Below are 16,387 nucleotides of genomic sequence, written 5' to 3'. Positions count from 1 at the left end.
TCTAGTCTCTACCACCGCGATAATTACGATTGGGCGACACTTGGCGGCGGAATAGGTTTGTGGTGTCAATTTCGGGCAAAGTCACGTTTCGTTGCTTCGTCATTCGGAAATGTTCGGCGACGACGTCAATCGTCTCGAAGTCAGAGAATATTTTGTAGCGGTAGATTCTGATCCAAATCTCTGAAGTCAGAACATATACAACGAACAAGACCGAAGGCAGATATGAGGCGAGGATAAGCCCGCTCACGCCTTTGAAACCGATTTGCGCGACCGCCTCAGGCAAACCAAAAAACTTAAGCCAGGCTGCAATGATCACCTGAATCAGGGCGAGCAAAAAGAGCGCTATGAACCGCTTGCGCTGCCAATTTCCAGTAAGATACTCAACTGCACAATAGAGTTTCAGGTAAGCTTTGTAGTCTTTGGTTTTGAGCGAATGTTCTTTGCTTGCCTCGATGATTGACGACGCGCGGTCCATCACGGCAACGGAGTAAGTCCACATATTGACGCAAACAAAAACAAGCAGGGCAAGCTGGAACCAAAACAGATATTCGTGGAGCAGAAACAATCCGGTAAAGACTGGTAGAAAAAGCAGTATCCCAAGGACTTCCTGAATCCCGATTTTGCCCGCTTTTGGGTCACGAGTATAAGCGGTAGATTGAATTCGTGTATCGTCCGTTGCGCCTGTCGCCCATGCTGCAAAAAGCAGAAAAAGTCCCAGCTTCGTGAAGCTGTTCTCATCGAACGCCGCAGTGATTTTGTCGATCGGCGCATTCTCCAGCTCTAGAAAGCTGAAACTCACAAGCAGTATGGCGGCAACCCATCTGATGTATTTGCCCAGCATCTTATCAAGATGCGAAACGGCTTTTTCTTGTTCTACAAGAGAATCTTCAACTGTATTCACCTGACCCCCCGGACCGGACTACAATGCGCAGTTTAAGGCGATCAGGCGTAATCTCAAGCAGCAGTTCAGAACCGATCAGTCCATCGCCGCAAATCGAGGCAGCGCTTTGACACGGTCAATCCATGACGAGAGATGGGGTAATGCGCCAAGATCAAAGCCTGCTTCATCCGCCAGATGTGAATACGCAAACAGGGCAATGTCCGCGAGCGTCACCTTCTCACCGCAAAGGAATGGGCGGTGGGCAAACTCATCATCCATCAATTGCAGCACGGCCTCACCTGCAGCCCTTTTGACGGGAATGAGTGCCCGCTGGTCATCTGAAAGCGCATCTTCGCCCACAAACCGCAGCCAGAACCGCAAAGTCGCGACATTGGGCTCGTGTTGGTATTGCTCAAAGAACATCCAGCGCAGCATATCGGCGTGGGCAAAGCGATCCTCAGGGATGAGCTGCGACCCGGAAGCGAGATACCAGCACGCTGCATTGCTTTCCGGCAAAAAGCGCGCGCTATCGCCCTCCCCTACCTGCAAAACAGGAATGCGGCCGTTGGCATTCACGTTTTGGAGAAAATCGGCGTTACGCGTTTCGCCGTTCAAGATGTCATACTGGCGCGTCTCGAGCGGCAAACCAAGGAGCGCGGCGGTCAGCTTTATCTTGTAGCAATTGCCGCTTTTCGGGTCTTCGTGCAGCAAGAGGCGCGGCAGGTTCTCTTCCTGCATCTCGTCAGCGAGCGTTTCGAAGGCGGCAAAGGAACGAAAGCTGCCGACGCGTGTGGGAAAGCGTAAAAGGCGTGGCTGCCCTACCGCTAACCCTGCTCTTGAGGAGATATCATAGGGCTGTGACAGCGTGGAATTGGGATCGGTTGGCCAGAGGCAGTGACGCCCCCAGAGCTTTTCACCTTCCGTGCCTTTCCATTCATCACCGCGCGATGCACTTCCCCGATAGACAAGGTCCATATCCTCCCAGCGAACAGCCCCCCGCCCCTTTCGGATTTCGACATAGGCATAATCCCCAGTGATCTGAAGGACGGGATAGCTCACGGTGCAACCTCCAGCATGATTTTGCCGATGTGCGCGCTTGATTCCATTCGCGCGTGCGCCGCTGCGGCCTCGGCCAGGGGGAAGGATTGGTCCATCACTGGCGACAGCTCACCGTCTGTGAAAAGGCTCCACGCGTTTTGTGCAATCTCGTCGGCCAAAGCCGCTTTGAATGCATCCGAACGCGGGCGAAGGGTCGATCCGGTCAGCGTTAGCCTTTTCATCATAACCAGCGGCATGAAGAGTTCGGCCTTGGCCCCGCCCAGCACAGCGATCGTCACATGGCGGCCATCTTCGGCAAGGCATTGGAGGTTTCGCGCGACATAATCGCCCGACACCATGTCGAGCACAATATCGACGCCCTTGCCGCCGGTGTGGGCTTTGACGGCCTCCACGAAATCCTCTTCGCGGTAATTGATCGCAAGGTCTGCGCCCAATGCGCGCGCCGCTTCGCATTTGGCTTTATCACCGCATGTGGTGATGACGTTCAGGTCGAACGCTTTGGCAAGCATGATCGCCATAGTGCCGATGCCGCTGGTGCCGCCGTGGACCAGCAAAGTCTCCCCGTCGCGCGCTAGGCCGCGTTCGAAAACATTGTGCCATACGGTGAAAAGCGTCTCTGGCAGGGCTGCAGCGTGTTTTACATCCATGCCATCGGGCACGGCCAGGCAATGTCGCCAGGGCGCGGTGCAATATTGGGCGTATCCGCCGCCCGGAGTAAGCGCTGCGACCACGCTTCCCAGCATTTCACGGGGCACATTGCTGCCCACTGCAACCACTTGGCCTGCAACCTCAAGACCAAGGATAGGCGATGCGCCAGGCGGGGCCGGATAATGGCCTGCACGCTGAATACAATCGGGCCGGTTCACCCCGGAATAAGCAACCTTGATAAGGACATCGTCTGGGCCAGGTTTTGGCACAGCCACGTCTTCGAGATGCAGAACATCAGGCCCGCCGGGCGCAGCAAAACCGATCGCCTTCATGGTTTCTGGCACCGTCTCCGGCACCGTCTCTGGCATCGTTTCTGGAATGACTTTTGGTAGATCTGATTTAGTCGCCCCGACCATTCGTTGTTCCCCAAGCTCTGCTTCGCGCGGTTTTATGGCACAAATGCGCCATCTCCAACAGAATGGAGCAAATACCCACCAACCGCATTGACAGCAAGCAGATGGTGGAGCGATGATCGCGTTCGATGGATGATGATGATCTTCCCAACGCTATAGGGCGCACAAAAGGCGATGCTGCAAGCAAGCTTTCAGCCGAAGATCTGGCACCCTACAGTCAGGATGAATTGGCGACACGCATCGCCATGCTCGAGGCAGAAATCGCCCGGGTTCAAGCGCATAGTCAAAAGGCGGCAAAACACCGCGCGGCCGCTGATGCACTCTTTAAAGGTTCGGGATCATGATGGCTTTGTCGTCTGAAACCGATTCGGATTCGTATTTATACAAAGACGCCCCATATTGCCTTAAACCCTGCGGTATCGCGCCGCACCCCTCACCCCCGATAGAGATTTTCTATGCCTAGCTTTGCCCAAAATCTGGAACGCACCCTTCACAACGCGCTCGCTCACGCATCAGAGCGGCGTCATGAATATGCGACCTTGGAGCACCTTTTGCTCGCGCTGATCGACGATGAAGACGGTGCGGCCGTAATGGGGGCTTGCGGGGTCGACTTGGCGGAACTGGGCGAGGTGGTGAAGCAATATCTCGATCAGGAATATCAATCGCTTAAGACCGAAGAGGACGCCGATCCTCAACCGACAGCCGGTTTCCAGCGGGTGATCCAGCGCGCTATCCTACACGTTCAATCTTCTGGTAAAGACACCGTAACAGGCGCCAATGTGCTGGTTGCGCTGTTTTCTGAACGCGATTCTTACGCGGTCTACTTCCTGCAACAACAGGACATGAGCCGGCTGGATGCGGTGAGCTATATCAGCCACGGCATTGGCAAGGGCGGTCGTCAGATTGAATCGAGCAATGCGAGCGGAAGCGATGACAGCGCGCCGAATGATGCGGAAGCTGCAAAGGACAGCGGCAACAAGAAAGAAACCGCGCTCGACCAGTTTACCGTCAATCTGAACAAGAAAGCGCAAGACGGCAAAGTCGACCCGCTGATTGGCCGCGGGCCAGAAGTGGATCGGACGGTGCAAATCCTGTGCCGCCGGTCGAAGAACAACCCGCTTTATGTGGGCGACCCCGGCGTTGGTAAAACCGCCATCGCAGAAGGCCTTGCGCGCAAAATCGTCGAAGGCGACGTGCCCGAAGTGCTTGCGCCTGCGGTGATTTATTCGCTCGACATGGGCGCACTTTTGGCTGGCACGCGGTATCGCGGCGACTTTGAAGAGCGCTTGAAACAGGTCGTGTCCGAGCTTGAAGGCATGCCCGACGCAGTTCTGTTCATCGACGAAATCCACACCGTGATCGGCGCTGGCGCAACCAGCGGCGGGGCAATGGATGCCTCAAACCTGCTTAAGCCCGCGCTGTCTGGTGGAACGATCCGCTGCATCGGCTCGACCACTTACAAAGAGTTTCGCAACCACTTCGAAAAAGACCGGGCCCTGCTGCGCCGTTTCCAGAAAATCGACGTGAATGAGCCAACAATTGAAGACACGGTGAAGATCCTCAAGGGCCTGCGCTCTGCGTTCGAAGATCACCACAATGTGAAATACACGCCCGATGCGCTCAAAACCGCCGTTGAGCTCTCGGCACGCTACATCAATGATCGCAAACTGCCCGATAAGGCGATTGACGTGATCGACGAAGTGGGCGCGATGCAGATGCTGCTCCCGCCCAGCCGCCGTAAGAAGAAAATCACCGCGCGCGAGATCGAGCAGGTCATTGCGACCATGGCCCGCATCCCGCCGAAATCTGTTTCGAAGGACGACAAGAAAGCGCTCGAAAACCTCGACCGCGATCTGAAGCACGTTGTCTTTGGTCAGGATGAGGCGATCTCGCGCCTTGCAACCGCTATGAAGCTGTCGCGCGCTGGCCTTCGTGATCCGGACAAGCCCATCGGCTCCTTCCTGTTTTCCGGCCCCACGGGTGTCGGTAAAACCGAAGTCGCGCGTCAGCTCTCGTCCATCATGGGCATCGAATTGAAGCGCTTCGATATGTCCGAATATATGGAACGTCACTCAGTCAGCCGCCTGATCGGTGCGCCTCCGGGATATGTTGGTTATGACCAAGGCGGTCTGCTGACAGATGCCGTGGATCAGAACCCGCACTGTGTGCTCCTCCTCGACGAGATCGAGAAGGCGCACCCGGACCTCTTCAACATCCTCCTGCAAGTCATGGACAACGGCCGCCTCACCGATCACCACGGCAAGACGGTCGACTTCCGCAATGTTGTGCTCATCATGACCACCAATGCGGGCGCAGCGGACATGGCGAAGAGCGGCATTGGCTTTGGCGATGTGTCAAAAGAAGACGCCGGAACCGAAGCCGTGAACAAGATGTTCACGCCGGAATTCCGCAACCGTCTGGATGCAATTGTGCCGTTCGCCTACCTTGGCAGAGACACCGTTGCCCGCGTCGTCGACAAATTCATCCTTCAGCTTGAGCTCCAACTGGCTGAACAAAATGTCGACATCCAATTCGACAGCGATGCGCGTGCCTGGTTGGCAGCCAAGGGCTATGATCGCTTGTATGGCGCGCGGCCAATGGGCCGCCTCATTCAGGACAAGATCAAACAGCCGCTCGCCGAAGAATTGCTCTTTGGTAAGCTTGCCGAGGGCGGCGAGGTGTCGGTGACGATGAAGGACGGCAAGCCCGCCTTCGAGCTCACCCCAGCCGCGCCAAAGGAGAAGCCAAAGCCCAAGCCACGGCGCAAACCGGCGGCGAAGAAAACGCCTGCTGCCAAGAAGGATGATTCCCAGGAGGACAAATCCAAGCCAGAGGCATCGGACTCAGACAAAGAGGGCTGATCAGCGACAGCGCTGGACAAGCCCCGAAATTTCGGCATTGATCGGCTCCAGATTCTCACGTCTGGAGCCGTTTATGTTTGCACGAAAGCTAGCCTTCAAAACCGTCCTTACTGCAAGCGCCCTTTCGCTTGGCGCTCTTGGCGCCCCCCTTGCGGCGGACGATCATGCTGCTGGTGACAATCCGGAAGGGGTTTCGGCGCCTCAAAAGCACTTTACCGGCGATGATATCTTCGGCCTTTCGGTCGCCGCCGATCCTCAAATTAGCCCGGATGGTTCCCACATCGCATACGTGCGGCGCACCAACGATATTATGACTGACAAGGCCGTCTCCTCAATCTGGTTGATCGATGTGGGCACGGGCGCGGAAACCCCGCTGGTGACGGGCGAAGGCACCCATGTCTCCCCGCGCTGGTCGCCAGGTGGCGATAGGCTCGCCTATATCTCGACCGAAAGTGGCGGCGGGCCGGAATTGCACGTGCGCTGGATGGAAAGCGGTGAAAGCGCCAATATCACCGCCTTGGCAGAAGGGCCCGGCGGCATTCAATGGTCCCCTGATGGTCGCCAAATCGCTTACACCGCGCGCGTTCCGGGCAAGGGCCTGACCCTCGGCGCGCCCCCTGCCAAGCCAGAGGGCGCGGAATGGGGCCAGCCGATCCAAGTGATTGACCGCCTCGTCTATCGCCGCGATGGCGGCTCTTACGTAAAACCGGGCACGACGCAGCTTTTCGTCGTCAGCGCCACCGGAGGCGCGCCGCGTCAGCTTACCTTTGGCGAATATTCCAATGGCGGCGCGGTTGAATGGTCGCCTGATGGTTCAACCTTGTATTTCTCGGCCAATCGCAAGGAAAACTGGGAGCTCGAAATCTTCGGCAGCGAGATTTACAGGCTCGATATTGCCAGCGGAGAGATCACACCGCTCACCACACGCGACGGCCCTGATGGCAATCCGCAGGTCTCTCCCGATGGTTCTAAAATCGCCTATCTCGGGTTCGACGATCAAGGCAACGCGTTTGATCAAACCAAGCTTTACGTGATGAACGCCGATGGTTCGGGCTCGCGCCAATTGGTACCGGGCTTCGACCGGGGCTTTGACGGGCTTGATTGGACAGATGCTGGCCTTTTTGCCAGCTATGAGGATGACGGCGAGCACCGCGTTGCCAAAATCGGCCTGAATGCAAGCGCGCCAACTCCATTGGAAGCGCGCGTGGGCAGCGGGTATTACGCGCTGCCCTACACGGGCGGCGAATGGTCGGTGAGCGAGAATGGCAGCCTCGCCTTCACCACGCAAAGCGCGGTCGCGCCGCCCGACGTGGGCGTACAGACACGGCGCGGCATTCGCACTCTTACCTCGCTTAACACCGTCAGCCTTGCGGGCAAGGAAATGGGGCAGACGCGCGAGCTGCGGGTGACAATGGAAGACGGCACCCGCATCCCTGCGTGGATCATGCTCCCGCCGGGATATGAAGCAGGCAAGGCTGTGCCGACCATCCTCGAGATGCACGGCGGTCCCTATGCGGCCTATGGCCCTGAATTCTCGGTCGATTATCAGCTTTATGGCGCGGCGGGATATGCCGTTGTCTTCGCCAATCCGGGCGGCTCGACCGGCTATGGCGAGGCGTTCGCCGACCGGATCGAAGACAATTACCCGATCAGCAACATCCCCGAACTTCTGGCCGTGGTGGACGCAGCGGTGGCGCAAGGCTTCTCTGACGAGGAAAACCTGTTTGTGACCGGCGGTTCGGGCGGCGGTATTCTGACCGCCTATATGGTTGGCAAGACGGACCGGTTCAAAGCGGCAGCGGCGCACAAACCCGTCATCAACTGGGTGAGCCAGGGTCTGATGTCGGACCTCCCCACGCTTATCCCGCGCTATTGGCTGGGCGGCCTTCCATGGGAGAAGCCGGAGGAATATTGGGAGCGTGGGCCGCTTAGCAATATGGCCAATGTCACCACGCCCACACTGGTTCTGGTGGGCGCGGAGGATTACCGCACACCAAGGAGCGAGGCCGAGCAATTCTACGCCGCGTTGAAACTGGTGGGCGTGGACACAGCCTTGGTGGTGACACCCGATTCGAGCCACAACAACCTGTCGCAAAGCCCAAGCCAACAAGCCGCGCGCACGGCGAGTGTTATTGCGTGGTTCGATAAATATCGCAGCGATAAAGACGCGGAATAATTGGAACCCCAAGGCGCGCTCAAGGGTTTAACCCGGTGATGAGCGCGCCCTTTTCCTGGATCAAACCCCATACTTGGGGCGTCGAGATTGTGCCGGCGGGGGCCTTCATTGACCCCTCGCGCGCGGTAGACAAGGCGCTTGTCACTCATGGCCATGCCGATCATGCGCGCGGCGGACACGGGGAAACCATCGCGACCCCTGAAACACTCGCCATTATGGAACTGCGCTATCGCACCGGCGCATCGGACGATGAAGGCGCAATCCCGCACAAGGCTGTGCCGGTTGAATATGGTGAGACGATCCGCCTCGCCGGAGGGGTTGATGCAACATATATCCCAGCCGGCCATGTGCTGGGCTCGGCTCAGATCCTGCTCGAACACGCGGGCGAGCGGGTGGTGATCACAGGGGATTATAAACGCCGCGCAGACCCGACCTGCGCCCCTTTTGAAGTGACGCCTTGCGATGTGTTTATCACCGAGGCGACCTTTGGCCTCCCCGTCTTCACCCACCCCCCGATTGCCGACGAGATGGGAAAACTGCTTTCGGCATTAGAGGCGAACCCCGAAGGCTCAGTGCTTGTCGGCGCCTATGCGCTCGGCAAAGCACAGCGGGTAATCGCGGAGCTCAGAGCAGCAGGGCATCATGCCCCGATCTATCTCCACGGCGCGATGGAGAAAATGTGCCGCCTATATGAAGAGCACGGCGTGGAACTGGGCGAGCTTCGGCTGGTCGCGGATCACAGCAAAGAGGATATGGCCGGCGCGATCATTGTCGCTCCGCCTTCCGCCATGAGCGCGACGTGGTCGCGGCGTCTCCCTTCGCCTGTCACCGCTATGGCGTCAGGCTGGATGCGAGTGCGCGGGCGGGCCCGGCAAAGAGGCGTGGAGCTTCCGCTGATCATTTCAGATCACGCCGATTGGAACGAGCTTACCGACACCATCGGCCAAGTGAACCCGGCCGAGACATGGATCACACACGGGCGCGAGGAAGCCCTGCTTCGATGGTGCGAGCTAAACCAGCGCCGTGCGCGGGCGCTGGCTCTGGTCGGACGGGAGGAAGAGGATGATTGATCGCCCCCTCTCCCCCCGATTGCCGTTACGCGATTGCGGCAAGCTCGGTTTTGATCTTCTCAATGGTTTCCGCCGTGATCGCGCCATTCGACATGGGCTGAACCTGCGGCAGGGTCATCGTTTTGAACTGATCGTAGAAGGGGTGCTGGTTCAGCGGGCCCAGATGCTTGATCACAACAGCCTTGGCTGCTTCATTCGCCATCAACGCCTCGATCGGGCTGTCGATGCTGAGTTTTGCGGCGGCTTCCTCAGCGAGCGCGGGCGCTGCGGTAATTGCCAGAACAGGAGTAAGTGCCAGAACGGCGGCGTGAAGCATTTTCATCGTATCGGGTTCCTCAAGAATTGGACGCGAAGGAGCGGATTGCCACAAGCCAATAGTGATTGCACCTGTCTTCTCGATGAAGCGCATGAGGTTTTCGCGTGAAGGCCTTTGCCACCCTTCTCGATACGCTGGTCTACACCACCAGCCGCAATCGCAAGCTTGCCCTGATTGCTGAGTATCTGCGTGAGACGCCGGACCCGGATCGCGGCTGGGCCTTGGGGGCGCTGACGGGGGAGCTTGATTTTCCCGCCGTGAAATCCTCCACCATCCGCAATTTGATGAAAGACCGCGTGGACCCGGTGCTGTGGACGCTGAGCCGAGACTTTGTCGGCGACACCGCCGAGACGGCGAGCCTGTTGTGGCCCCAGGACACCGACCCCCAAGACGACCCGCCCAGCGTCAGTGAAGTGATCGATCTTCTCTCGGGCCTCAATCGCAACACGGCACCCAAAGAACTTCCAAAACTTCTGGACCGTCTTGATGCCAACGGGCGTTTTGCGCTGATCAAACTGGCAACCGGAGGTATGCGGATTGGCGTCTCAGCAAGGTTGGCCAAGACCGCGTTCTCGCAGGCCTTTGACGTTAGCGTCGAAGAGGTTGAGGAATATTGGCACGCGCTGGAGCCGCCCTACACCGAGCTGTTCCAATGGGCCGCAGACGGCGCTGATCCGCCCGATGTGTCGAACCGTCCGATGTTCCGACCCTTTATGCTTGCCCACCCGCTTGAAGAGACCAAAGTCAATCTCAAGGATTATGCGGCGGAATGGAAATGGGACGGCATTCGCGTGCAATTGGTCCGGGTTGGCGGCGAAACGCGGCTCTATTCGCGTTCTGGCGACGATATCTCGGTGACTTTCCCCGAATTGCTTGATGTTTTACCGATCGACGCCGTGCTCGATGGCGAGCTTCTCGTTCGCGGCACATCCCAAGGTGGAGAAGCGGGGGGGGCGGCCAGTTTCAACGCCTTGCAACAACGCCTTGGCCGCAAAACGGTGTCCAAGAAGATGCTGGCGCAAGCGCCCGCTTTCGTCCGGCTTTACGATGCGCTGATCCTTGAGGGGCAAGACCTTCGCGAAAGAGAGTGGCAGCGGCGGCGCGATACGCTCGAATCGATTGTGCCCAAGCTACCGGACTCGCATTTTGATCTGTCGGCGCTCGTCGAAGCGCGCGATTTTGATCACTTGGCTGAGATACGCGAGGGCGCGCGCGATGACGCGATTGAAGGGCTGATGCTCAAACGCCGCGATGCGCCTTATATTGCCGGGCGCAAAGTGGGTCTGTGGTACAAATGGAAGCGCGATCCGTTACTGATTGATTGCGTCCTCATGTATGCGCAGCGCGGGAGCGGCAAGCGGTCGAGCTTCTATTCCGACTACACGTTCGGCTGTTGGGACGGCGATCCCGATCAAGGCGCAGAGCTTTTGCCTGTAGGCAAAGCCTACTCCGGCTTCACCGATGCCGAACTCAAAAAAATCGACAAATTGGTGCGCCAGACGACCCTCAACCGGTTCGGGCCGGTCCGCGAGGTGGAACGCACTCTGGTTTTCGAAGTCGCATTTGACAGCGTCCATTCCTCCAAACGCCACAAGTCCGGCCTCGCCATGCGCTTCCCGCGCATTCACCGCATCCGATGGGACAAACCAGTGCACGAAGCCGACCGGATCGAGGCATTGCGGGCGCTTGTGCGGGGTTAGATTGCCAGCTTTGGCCGAGGCCTTAGAGTGTCTCCCAAGAGGAGACGCCTGAATGAACCTATACGACCAATCCATCGCCACCTATCGCGCGCGGCTGAACATTCTAACTGGGATTTTGACTAAGGCAGAGAGTCATCCGAAAGGCGACGCGCTGCTCGACGCGAGGCTTGCGGAAGATATGCACCCTTTGGCGACGCAAGTCCGCTTTGTCGCCAATTTGCCGGGTGAGGCCCTACCGAGGCTGACCGACCGCAGCTTCGTATCACGCGAGGAGGAAAACAATCCGACAACGCTCGCAGAGGCGAAGGCGATGGTCACGGCGACAGCTGAATTGCTCGACAGCATCGCTCTTAATGAATTGAAGGCGGCTGATGAAAAAATCGAGATCACGCTTCCCAATGGGATGCAATTTGCTCTCACGCGCGAGCAATATGTGCGCGATTGGTCGCTTCCCAATTTCTACTTCCACCTGATGACAGCCTATTCGCTGCTGCGCTCAGAGGGGCTAGAAATCGGAAAGATCGATTTTATGCCGCATATGATGGCCTATATGACCAAAGGCCCGAACTGAAGGAGCAGCACAGCGCGCTTAAAGAGCGTCTTTCACCGCCGCAGCATGATGCTTTGCGTTTTCGGCATAGTGGGCAACGCCGATGCGCATGCCGGCAATGGCTGCATCGGACAGGTCTTTAAGCTTTTTAGCCGGGCGGCCTGCCCACAATTCGCGCTCACCCATGACTTTGCGTTCTGTCAACATTGCGCCTGCGCCAAGCATTGCGTCTGATCCGATGACCGACTTGTTCATTGCAATCGCGCCAAGGCCGACAAAGCCGCGGTCGTGGATGGTGCAGCCGTGGACCATCGCCATATGGCCGATCAGCACATCATCACCGATAATGAGCGGGCATCCCTCATCATCGCCTGGACGTGGCGGATCACAGTGAAGGACGCTGCCGTCTTGCACATTGGTGCGTTCGCCGATGCGGATTGTGAAGACATCGGCGCGAAGGACGCAATTGTACCAGATCGATGACCCCGCCCCGATTTCCACATCGCCAATGATAGTGCATCCCGGCGCAATAAAGGCGGTTTCGTGGATTTTGGGCGTCTTGCCGTGAATGGGCACGATGTTCACGCCTGGGTGTCTGGGCGGATATTGTGTCATCGGGCTCTCTCCCATTGAGCTTTGGTGAGGGAATATTGGATCAATGGCTCCTGGTCGACAAAGTCCAAGTCTTCGCGCCTTTCCATACCCAGCTTCTCCATCAGCTTCCAACTGCCGATGTTGGGCGGATTGGTGATGGCAACCACATGGGGCGCGCCAACTCTTCCAAAAGCCCATTCGATCACCGCGATCATCGCCTCATGCGCATAACCCCGTCGCCAACGGTCCTCTCGCACCAGCCAGCCGATTTCGTGGTCGCCTTGATTGGGGGCGTTGGGGTTATCGACCCGCTTGATCCCGGCGTGCCCGACAAGCTCTCCGCTCGCCTTTTCGATGAGCATAAGGAAAGAGAACCCTTCGCGTGCCTGCAGGGCCATGGATTTGGCGTGTTTCGCCTCAATCTCATGCAGTTCCTTGACCCCGCCCAGATGCGCCATCACAGTAGGGGTGTTGAGGTGGCCGTCTTGCAGTGCGGCGTCGTATTCATCGATGGTGCGCAGGATCAACCGCTGCGTTTCAGCGATGATATCAGGCATCTGTGGCGACCCATTTGTCGAGAGAAATCGAATAAACGATGATCGTGTCCGCCCCAAAATCGCTGTTTGCGAAATCCAGATCCTCGCGCCGCTCCATCCCCAGTCGCTTCATCAGACCCCAGCTCGCTGTGTTCTCCTGAACCGTCAGAGCAATGATGCGCGGCGCATTGAAACGTTCAAAACCAATCGCAAGGCTCGCCTGTGCTGCCTCCTTGGCAATGCCTTTGCCCCAAGCGCTTTCACGAAGACGCCAGCCTACCTCAAACTCGCCCATCGGGCCGCCGGGTTGGTTGGAACGCTTAAGCCCGCAAAAGCCAAGAATAGTGCCATCGTCTTTGGCAACGATGGGCCAGAATGTATGGCCATGTTCGCGTTGATAGGTTTCGAGCCGCATGCGGGCAGCCTGCATACCTTCATCGGCCAGCACCCCGCCCAGCCATTGCATGACAGCAGGCGTGTTCGTGCTATTCCAAAAGGGGTCCCAATCCTCCTCGCGCCAATCGCGCAGGATCAGGCGGTCTGTTTCATGATAGAAAGGCTCAGCCATTGATCATCAGCCAATGAGAAGACGCGCCGCCACGGGCGCATGGTAGGTCAGAATGCCTGTGCACCCTGCGCGTTTGAAGGCGATCAGTTTTTCCATCAGCAGAGCGTCCCGATCCCCTGCGCCTGCTGCCTGCGCTGCTTCAAGCATCGCGTATTCGCCGCTCACCTGATACGCGAACACCGGCACGCCAAAGGCCTCGCGCACCCGGTAAATGATATCGAGATAGGCAAGGCCGGGTTTGACCATCACGCTGTCTGCGCCCTCGGCAATATCAAGCTCAACCTCGCGCAAGGCCTCATCGCCGTTCGCAGGGTCCATCTGATAGGTTTTCTTGTCCCCCTTAAGCAGCCCGCCAGAGCCCACCGCATCGCGAAACGGGCCATAAAAGGCGCTAGCATATTTGGCGGCGTAGCTCATGATTTGGACGTTGGGGTGGCTGTTCATTTCCAATGCCATGCGGATGGCGTGAACGCGGCCATCCATCATGTCAGATGGGGCGATGATGTCTGCGCCCGCGGCTGCTTGGTTCAATGCCTGATCGACCAGCATTGCGACGGTGTCGTCATTGGTGACATAGCCCGCCTCATCCAAAAGCCCGTCCTGCCCATGGCTTGTATAAGGGTCGAGCGCGACATCGGTGAGAACACCCAAGTCCTCTCCGCAGGCATCTTTAATTGCGCGGATAGCGCGGCACATCAGGTTGTCGGGATTGTGCGCTTCGGCCCCGTCATCGGACCGGCGATCTGGCTGCGTGTTCGGGAATAACGCAATCACCGGAATACCCAGCGACACGGCCTCTTTCGCCTGCGCCACAATGCCATCCACTGACCAGCGTGAGACACCGGGGAGTGAGCCAATTGGCTCTTCCACGCCTTTGCCCTCGGTCACAAACATCGGCCAGATAAGGTCCGCGGGCGAAACCACATTCTCCCGGTGGAGTGTGCGTGACCAGTTTGATGCTCGAGTACGGCGGAGGCGGGTATTGGGATAGCTTGCTGTCATGCCGCTGAGTGTTGCCCGAAATTATGAGCGCAATCAACGCATGTTGACGCGCCTGCCTGTCAAGTCCGAGCAATCAGCGATCATATCAATCAACGGCTGTGCCAGGCGCAATCTTCTCAATTTCGCGAATGGGCTCTTCAACCTCGGTTGGAAGCGGCTCAAGATCTTCAAGCGCTGCCCCCGGTTCTACAGTGCGCAATTCGATCAAACGGCGACGGAAATCAATGAGTTCGGTTCCCGACAAGATCGCGCGCGTAACATAGTCGACGCTACCGGGATTGATGGCGCGGCCATTGCGGTACATTTCATAATGAAGGTGCGGCCCGGTGGAAAGGCCAGTTGACCCAACATAGCCTATCACTTGCCCCCGGCGTACCTGCTGACCTTTGCGCACAGCCATGCGGCTCATATGACAATAGCGGGTATCAAGCCCGCCTCCATGGCGAAGGCGCACAGTGATCCCGCATCCCCCCGCCCGTCCAGCAGACACCACTTGCCCGTCGGTCACAGCCACAATCGGCGTTCCCGAGCGAGCGCGGTAATCCATCCCAGCGTGAAGGCGGCGAATACCAAGGATAGGGTGGCGGCGCATTCCAAATCGCGACGAAATGGGGCCTGGAACGGGGGCAACAAGCCCGCGTCTTTGTTCGCCTACGCCCGATGCTTCAAAAAATTGGCCGTCTTCGCCCCAACGCATCAGCTGTGTCTTGGGCTTTCCATCGCGGTCGATCCCGGCATAAAGAAGGTTGCCCGCCTGCCTCTCACCCGTGGCCGCGCGGCGATAGGCAATGATAATGTCAAATTCGTCCGACGAGCGCACTTCGCGCTCGAGCTCGATCTGATCATCAAGCGCGCGAAGGTAATCTTGCGCAGCGCTTGCCGGGACGCCTGCAGCGCGCATTGAACGGTATAGGCTTGAGCCTACTCTACCGCGCACCCGCAAAGGGGTGTCGTCCACGCGGATGAAGTTGCGGGTTAGCGAAAGCTCTCCCGGATCGCCTGCCTCAAGAGCTGCGCCCTGTCGTCCAATCTCAAGCTCAAGGTCAAAACGCGCACGGAAGGACAAGGCATCAAGCGGGCGCGGCGCGCCTTCTGCTGGACGGCGGCCAAGGACAATGTCGATTTTTGTGCCGGACTCGATGTCGGAAAGAGGCATTGCATCGCCGATGAGGGCGCTCACCCGGCCAATGTCGCTCGCAGACACCCCTGCCCGGCGCAACATCGATGCAAAGCTGTCGCCTCTGGCAAGGGTTGCAACAAGTGCGATTTGCGGCCGCTCCGGGACGCTTGCAAGCGGGGTGACCGCGTTGGTGGGCCCCATACGCCGGCCACTGTCTGCGCCCAAAGCCAGCGGCATAATCATCTGACTGCGAAATTCGTCGCGAATATCTTCGCCTTCCGGGATTGCAGCACGCGCCTCCAGAGGCGTTAGGCTGGGCCAGAAAGCCAGCGCAAGTGCGCCCAGCAAGACCATAGTGCCAAGACCGCGAAACCAACGGCGGCTGCCAATATTATCCGCCAGGTCAGGCACAAGATCGAGTGCCTCAAGCCTTGTACTTACGCCAAGCTTCCATTCGTCATAACGCTCCCCCCAGCCTTGCACACGGGCAAGAACCTGGCGTTTGACTTTGCGCGTGCCTGTAGGCGGCGCAGCTTTCATTGAATTGGCAAGGTAGGGTGCAAACTTGCGCGCGGTTTCTTCGTCCATCCCGCCTTTGCTGGCGGTATCGGCGGCAGAGACTGGGTCGGCTGGATCGGCTCGATCAGGCGCGTTCAGGCCGACCGAAGACGCACCGGGGCCGTCGAAACCCGGTTCTTCACCTGCAAATCCCTTGGCAGAACCTTGGGGGATGTCGCCCGTATGATCCAAATCTTACCTTCTCACTGCACTCAGTCAGCCTCTCATGCGACAACATAACGGTCAGACTGCTGCACTCCTTCCATGGCGAAACATGGTAAATGTAAACTTAACAAGCGGCCAAATGAGATGCGGCTGCGATAAGGTGTTTCCCTT

Annotated in this window: 15 protein-coding genes; 6 read left to right on the top strand and 9 right to left on the bottom strand. The window is 58.1% G+C overall.

What is annotated here, in order from left to right; all coding sequences use genetic code 11:
• Position 1: 1 nt before the first annotated feature.
• From EH31_RS11855 to EH31_RS11845, 3 genes are all read right to left on the bottom strand, one after another.
• Positions 2-901: a hypothetical protein gene (locus tag EH31_RS11855; protein ID WP_034960628.1), complete on the bottom strand. Its 900-nt coding sequence runs from the start codon at positions 899-901 to the stop codon at positions 2-4.
• A gap of 75 nt (positions 902-976) precedes the next feature.
• Entirely contained in the window at positions 977-1,939 is a 963-nt protein-coding gene (locus tag EH31_RS11850; protein WP_338390484.1) for a glutathione S-transferase family protein, read from the bottom strand.
• Positions 1,936-2,919 (bottom strand): NAD(P)H-quinone oxidoreductase, encoded by a 984-nt coding sequence (locus EH31_RS11845; protein ID WP_034960719.1) that lies wholly within the window; start codon positions 2,917-2,919, stop codon positions 1,936-1,938. The genes EH31_RS11850 and EH31_RS11845 overlap by 4 nt, the downstream gene beginning before the upstream one ends.
• A 209-nt stretch (positions 2,920-3,128) precedes the next feature.
• Here EH31_RS11845 and EH31_RS11840 point away from each other — a divergent pair, with 209 nt between their 5' ends.
• From EH31_RS11840 to EH31_RS11825, 4 genes are all read left to right on the top strand, one after another.
• Entirely contained in the window at positions 3,129-3,344 is a 216-nt protein-coding gene (locus EH31_RS11840) for a DUF1192 domain-containing protein (protein ID WP_034960627.1), read from the top strand.
• A 111-nt stretch (positions 3,345-3,455) separates the two neighbouring features.
• Positions 3,456-5,861 (top strand): ATP-dependent Clp protease ATP-binding subunit ClpA, encoded by a 2,406-nt coding sequence (clpA, locus tag EH31_RS11835; protein WP_034960625.1) that lies wholly within the window; start codon positions 3,456-3,458, stop codon positions 5,859-5,861.
• Between the two features lie 73 nt (positions 5,862-5,934).
• Positions 5,935-8,037, top strand: coding sequence for an alpha/beta hydrolase family protein (locus EH31_RS11830; RefSeq protein WP_034960624.1), 2,103 nt, complete (start codon positions 5,935-5,937; stop codon positions 8,035-8,037).
• A gap of 38 nt (positions 8,038-8,075) precedes the next feature.
• On the top strand, positions 8,076-9,107 hold the full coding sequence (locus EH31_RS11825; protein ID WP_199797035.1) for a ligase-associated DNA damage response exonuclease: 1,032 nt from the start codon (positions 8,076-8,078) through the stop codon (positions 9,105-9,107).
• A 25-nt stretch (positions 9,108-9,132) separates the two neighbouring features.
• Here the strand turns inward: EH31_RS11825 and EH31_RS11820 are convergent, their stop codons facing one another.
• Positions 9,133-9,516: a hypothetical protein gene (locus EH31_RS11820; protein WP_241765912.1), complete on the bottom strand. Its 384-nt coding sequence runs from the start codon at positions 9,514-9,516 to the stop codon at positions 9,133-9,135.
• An 11-nt stretch (positions 9,517-9,527) separates the two neighbouring features.
• Here EH31_RS11820 and EH31_RS11815 point away from each other — a divergent pair, with 11 nt between their 5' ends.
• Positions 9,528-11,123 (top strand): cisplatin damage response ATP-dependent DNA ligase, encoded by a 1,596-nt coding sequence (locus EH31_RS11815; protein ID WP_034960622.1) that lies wholly within the window; start codon positions 9,528-9,530, stop codon positions 11,121-11,123.
• Between the two features lie 52 nt (positions 11,124-11,175).
• Positions 11,176-11,694 (top strand): DUF1993 family protein, encoded by a 519-nt coding sequence (locus EH31_RS11810; protein WP_034960621.1) that lies wholly within the window; start codon positions 11,176-11,178, stop codon positions 11,692-11,694.
• 18 nt (positions 11,695-11,712) lie between these two features.
• On the opposite strand, the gene EH31_RS11805 is transcribed toward EH31_RS11810, so the two are convergent.
• The 5 genes from EH31_RS11805 to EH31_RS11785 all read right to left on the bottom strand — a co-directional run bounded on the left by EH31_RS11805 (position 11,713) and on the right by EH31_RS11785 (position 16,243).
• The gene (locus EH31_RS11805; RefSeq protein ID WP_034960620.1) at positions 11,713-12,288 is read right to left on the bottom strand and encodes a gamma carbonic anhydrase family protein; all 576 of its coding nucleotides are present in this window, start codon (positions 12,286-12,288) and stop codon (positions 11,713-11,715) included.
• A complete protein-coding gene (locus EH31_RS11800; protein ID WP_034960619.1) occupies positions 12,285-12,824 on the bottom strand; it encodes a GNAT family N-acetyltransferase in 540 nt (179 codons plus the stop codon). Before EH31_RS11800 ends, EH31_RS11805 begins: the two co-directional genes overlap by 4 nt.
• Positions 12,817-13,371: a GNAT family N-acetyltransferase gene (locus EH31_RS11795; RefSeq protein ID WP_034960618.1), complete on the bottom strand. Its 555-nt coding sequence runs from the start codon at positions 13,369-13,371 to the stop codon at positions 12,817-12,819. The genes EH31_RS11800 and EH31_RS11795 overlap by 8 nt, the downstream gene beginning before the upstream one ends.
• 6 nt (positions 13,372-13,377) lie before the next feature.
• Positions 13,378-14,373 (bottom strand): porphobilinogen synthase, encoded by a 996-nt coding sequence (gene hemB / locus EH31_RS11790; protein ID WP_034960617.1) that lies wholly within the window; start codon positions 14,371-14,373, stop codon positions 13,378-13,380.
• An 85-nt stretch (positions 14,374-14,458) separates the two neighbouring features.
• A complete protein-coding gene (locus EH31_RS11785) occupies positions 14,459-16,243 on the bottom strand; it encodes a M23 family metallopeptidase (RefSeq protein WP_338390483.1) in 1,785 nt (594 codons plus the stop codon).
• Positions 16,244-16,387 lie beyond the last annotated feature (144 nt).

The sequence above is a fragment of the Erythrobacter longus genome, from assembly GCF_000715015.1.
Classification (GTDB): domain Bacteria; phylum Pseudomonadota; class Alphaproteobacteria; order Sphingomonadales; family Sphingomonadaceae; genus Erythrobacter; species Erythrobacter longus.
The sequence above is the reverse complement of the archived record's forward strand: the minus strand, read 5'-3'. Positions and strand labels throughout refer to the sequence as shown.

Excerpts from the sequence above, each read along its gene's own strand:
- EH31_RS11820 (WP_241765912.1), bottom strand. The coding sequence starts at position 9,516 with ATGCGCTTCATCGAGAAGACAGGTGCAATCACTATTGGCTTGTGGCAA.
- EH31_RS11845 (WP_034960719.1), bottom strand. The coding sequence starts at position 2,919 with ATGAAGGCGATCGGTTTTGCTGCGCCCGGCGGGCCTGATGTTCTGCAT.
- EH31_RS11830 (WP_034960624.1), top strand. The coding sequence starts at position 5,935 with ATGTTTGCACGAAAGCTAGCCTTCAAAACCGTCCTTACTGCAAGCGCC.
- EH31_RS11825 (WP_199797035.1), top strand. The coding sequence starts at position 8,076 with ATGAGCGCGCCCTTTTCCTGGATCAAACCCCATACTTGGGGCGTCGAG.
- EH31_RS11800 (WP_034960619.1), bottom strand. The coding sequence starts at position 12,824 with ATGCCTGATATCATCGCTGAAACGCAGCGGTTGATCCTGCGCACCATC.
- EH31_RS11795 (WP_034960618.1), bottom strand. The coding sequence starts at position 13,371 with ATGGCTGAGCCTTTCTATCATGAAACAGACCGCCTGATCCTGCGCGAT.
- EH31_RS11810 (WP_034960621.1), top strand. The coding sequence starts at position 11,176 with ATGAACCTATACGACCAATCCATCGCCACCTATCGCGCGCGGCTGAAC.
- EH31_RS11840 (WP_034960627.1), top strand. The coding sequence starts at position 3,129 with ATGGATGATGATGATCTTCCCAACGCTATAGGGCGCACAAAAGGCGAT.
- hemB (WP_034960617.1), bottom strand. The coding sequence starts at position 14,373 with ATGACAGCAAGCTATCCCAATACCCGCCTCCGCCGTACTCGAGCATCA.
- clpA (WP_034960625.1), top strand. The coding sequence starts at position 3,456 with ATGCCTAGCTTTGCCCAAAATCTGGAACGCACCCTTCACAACGCGCTC.
- EH31_RS11805 (WP_034960620.1), bottom strand. The coding sequence starts at position 12,288 with ATGACACAATATCCGCCCAGACACCCAGGCGTGAACATCGTGCCCATT.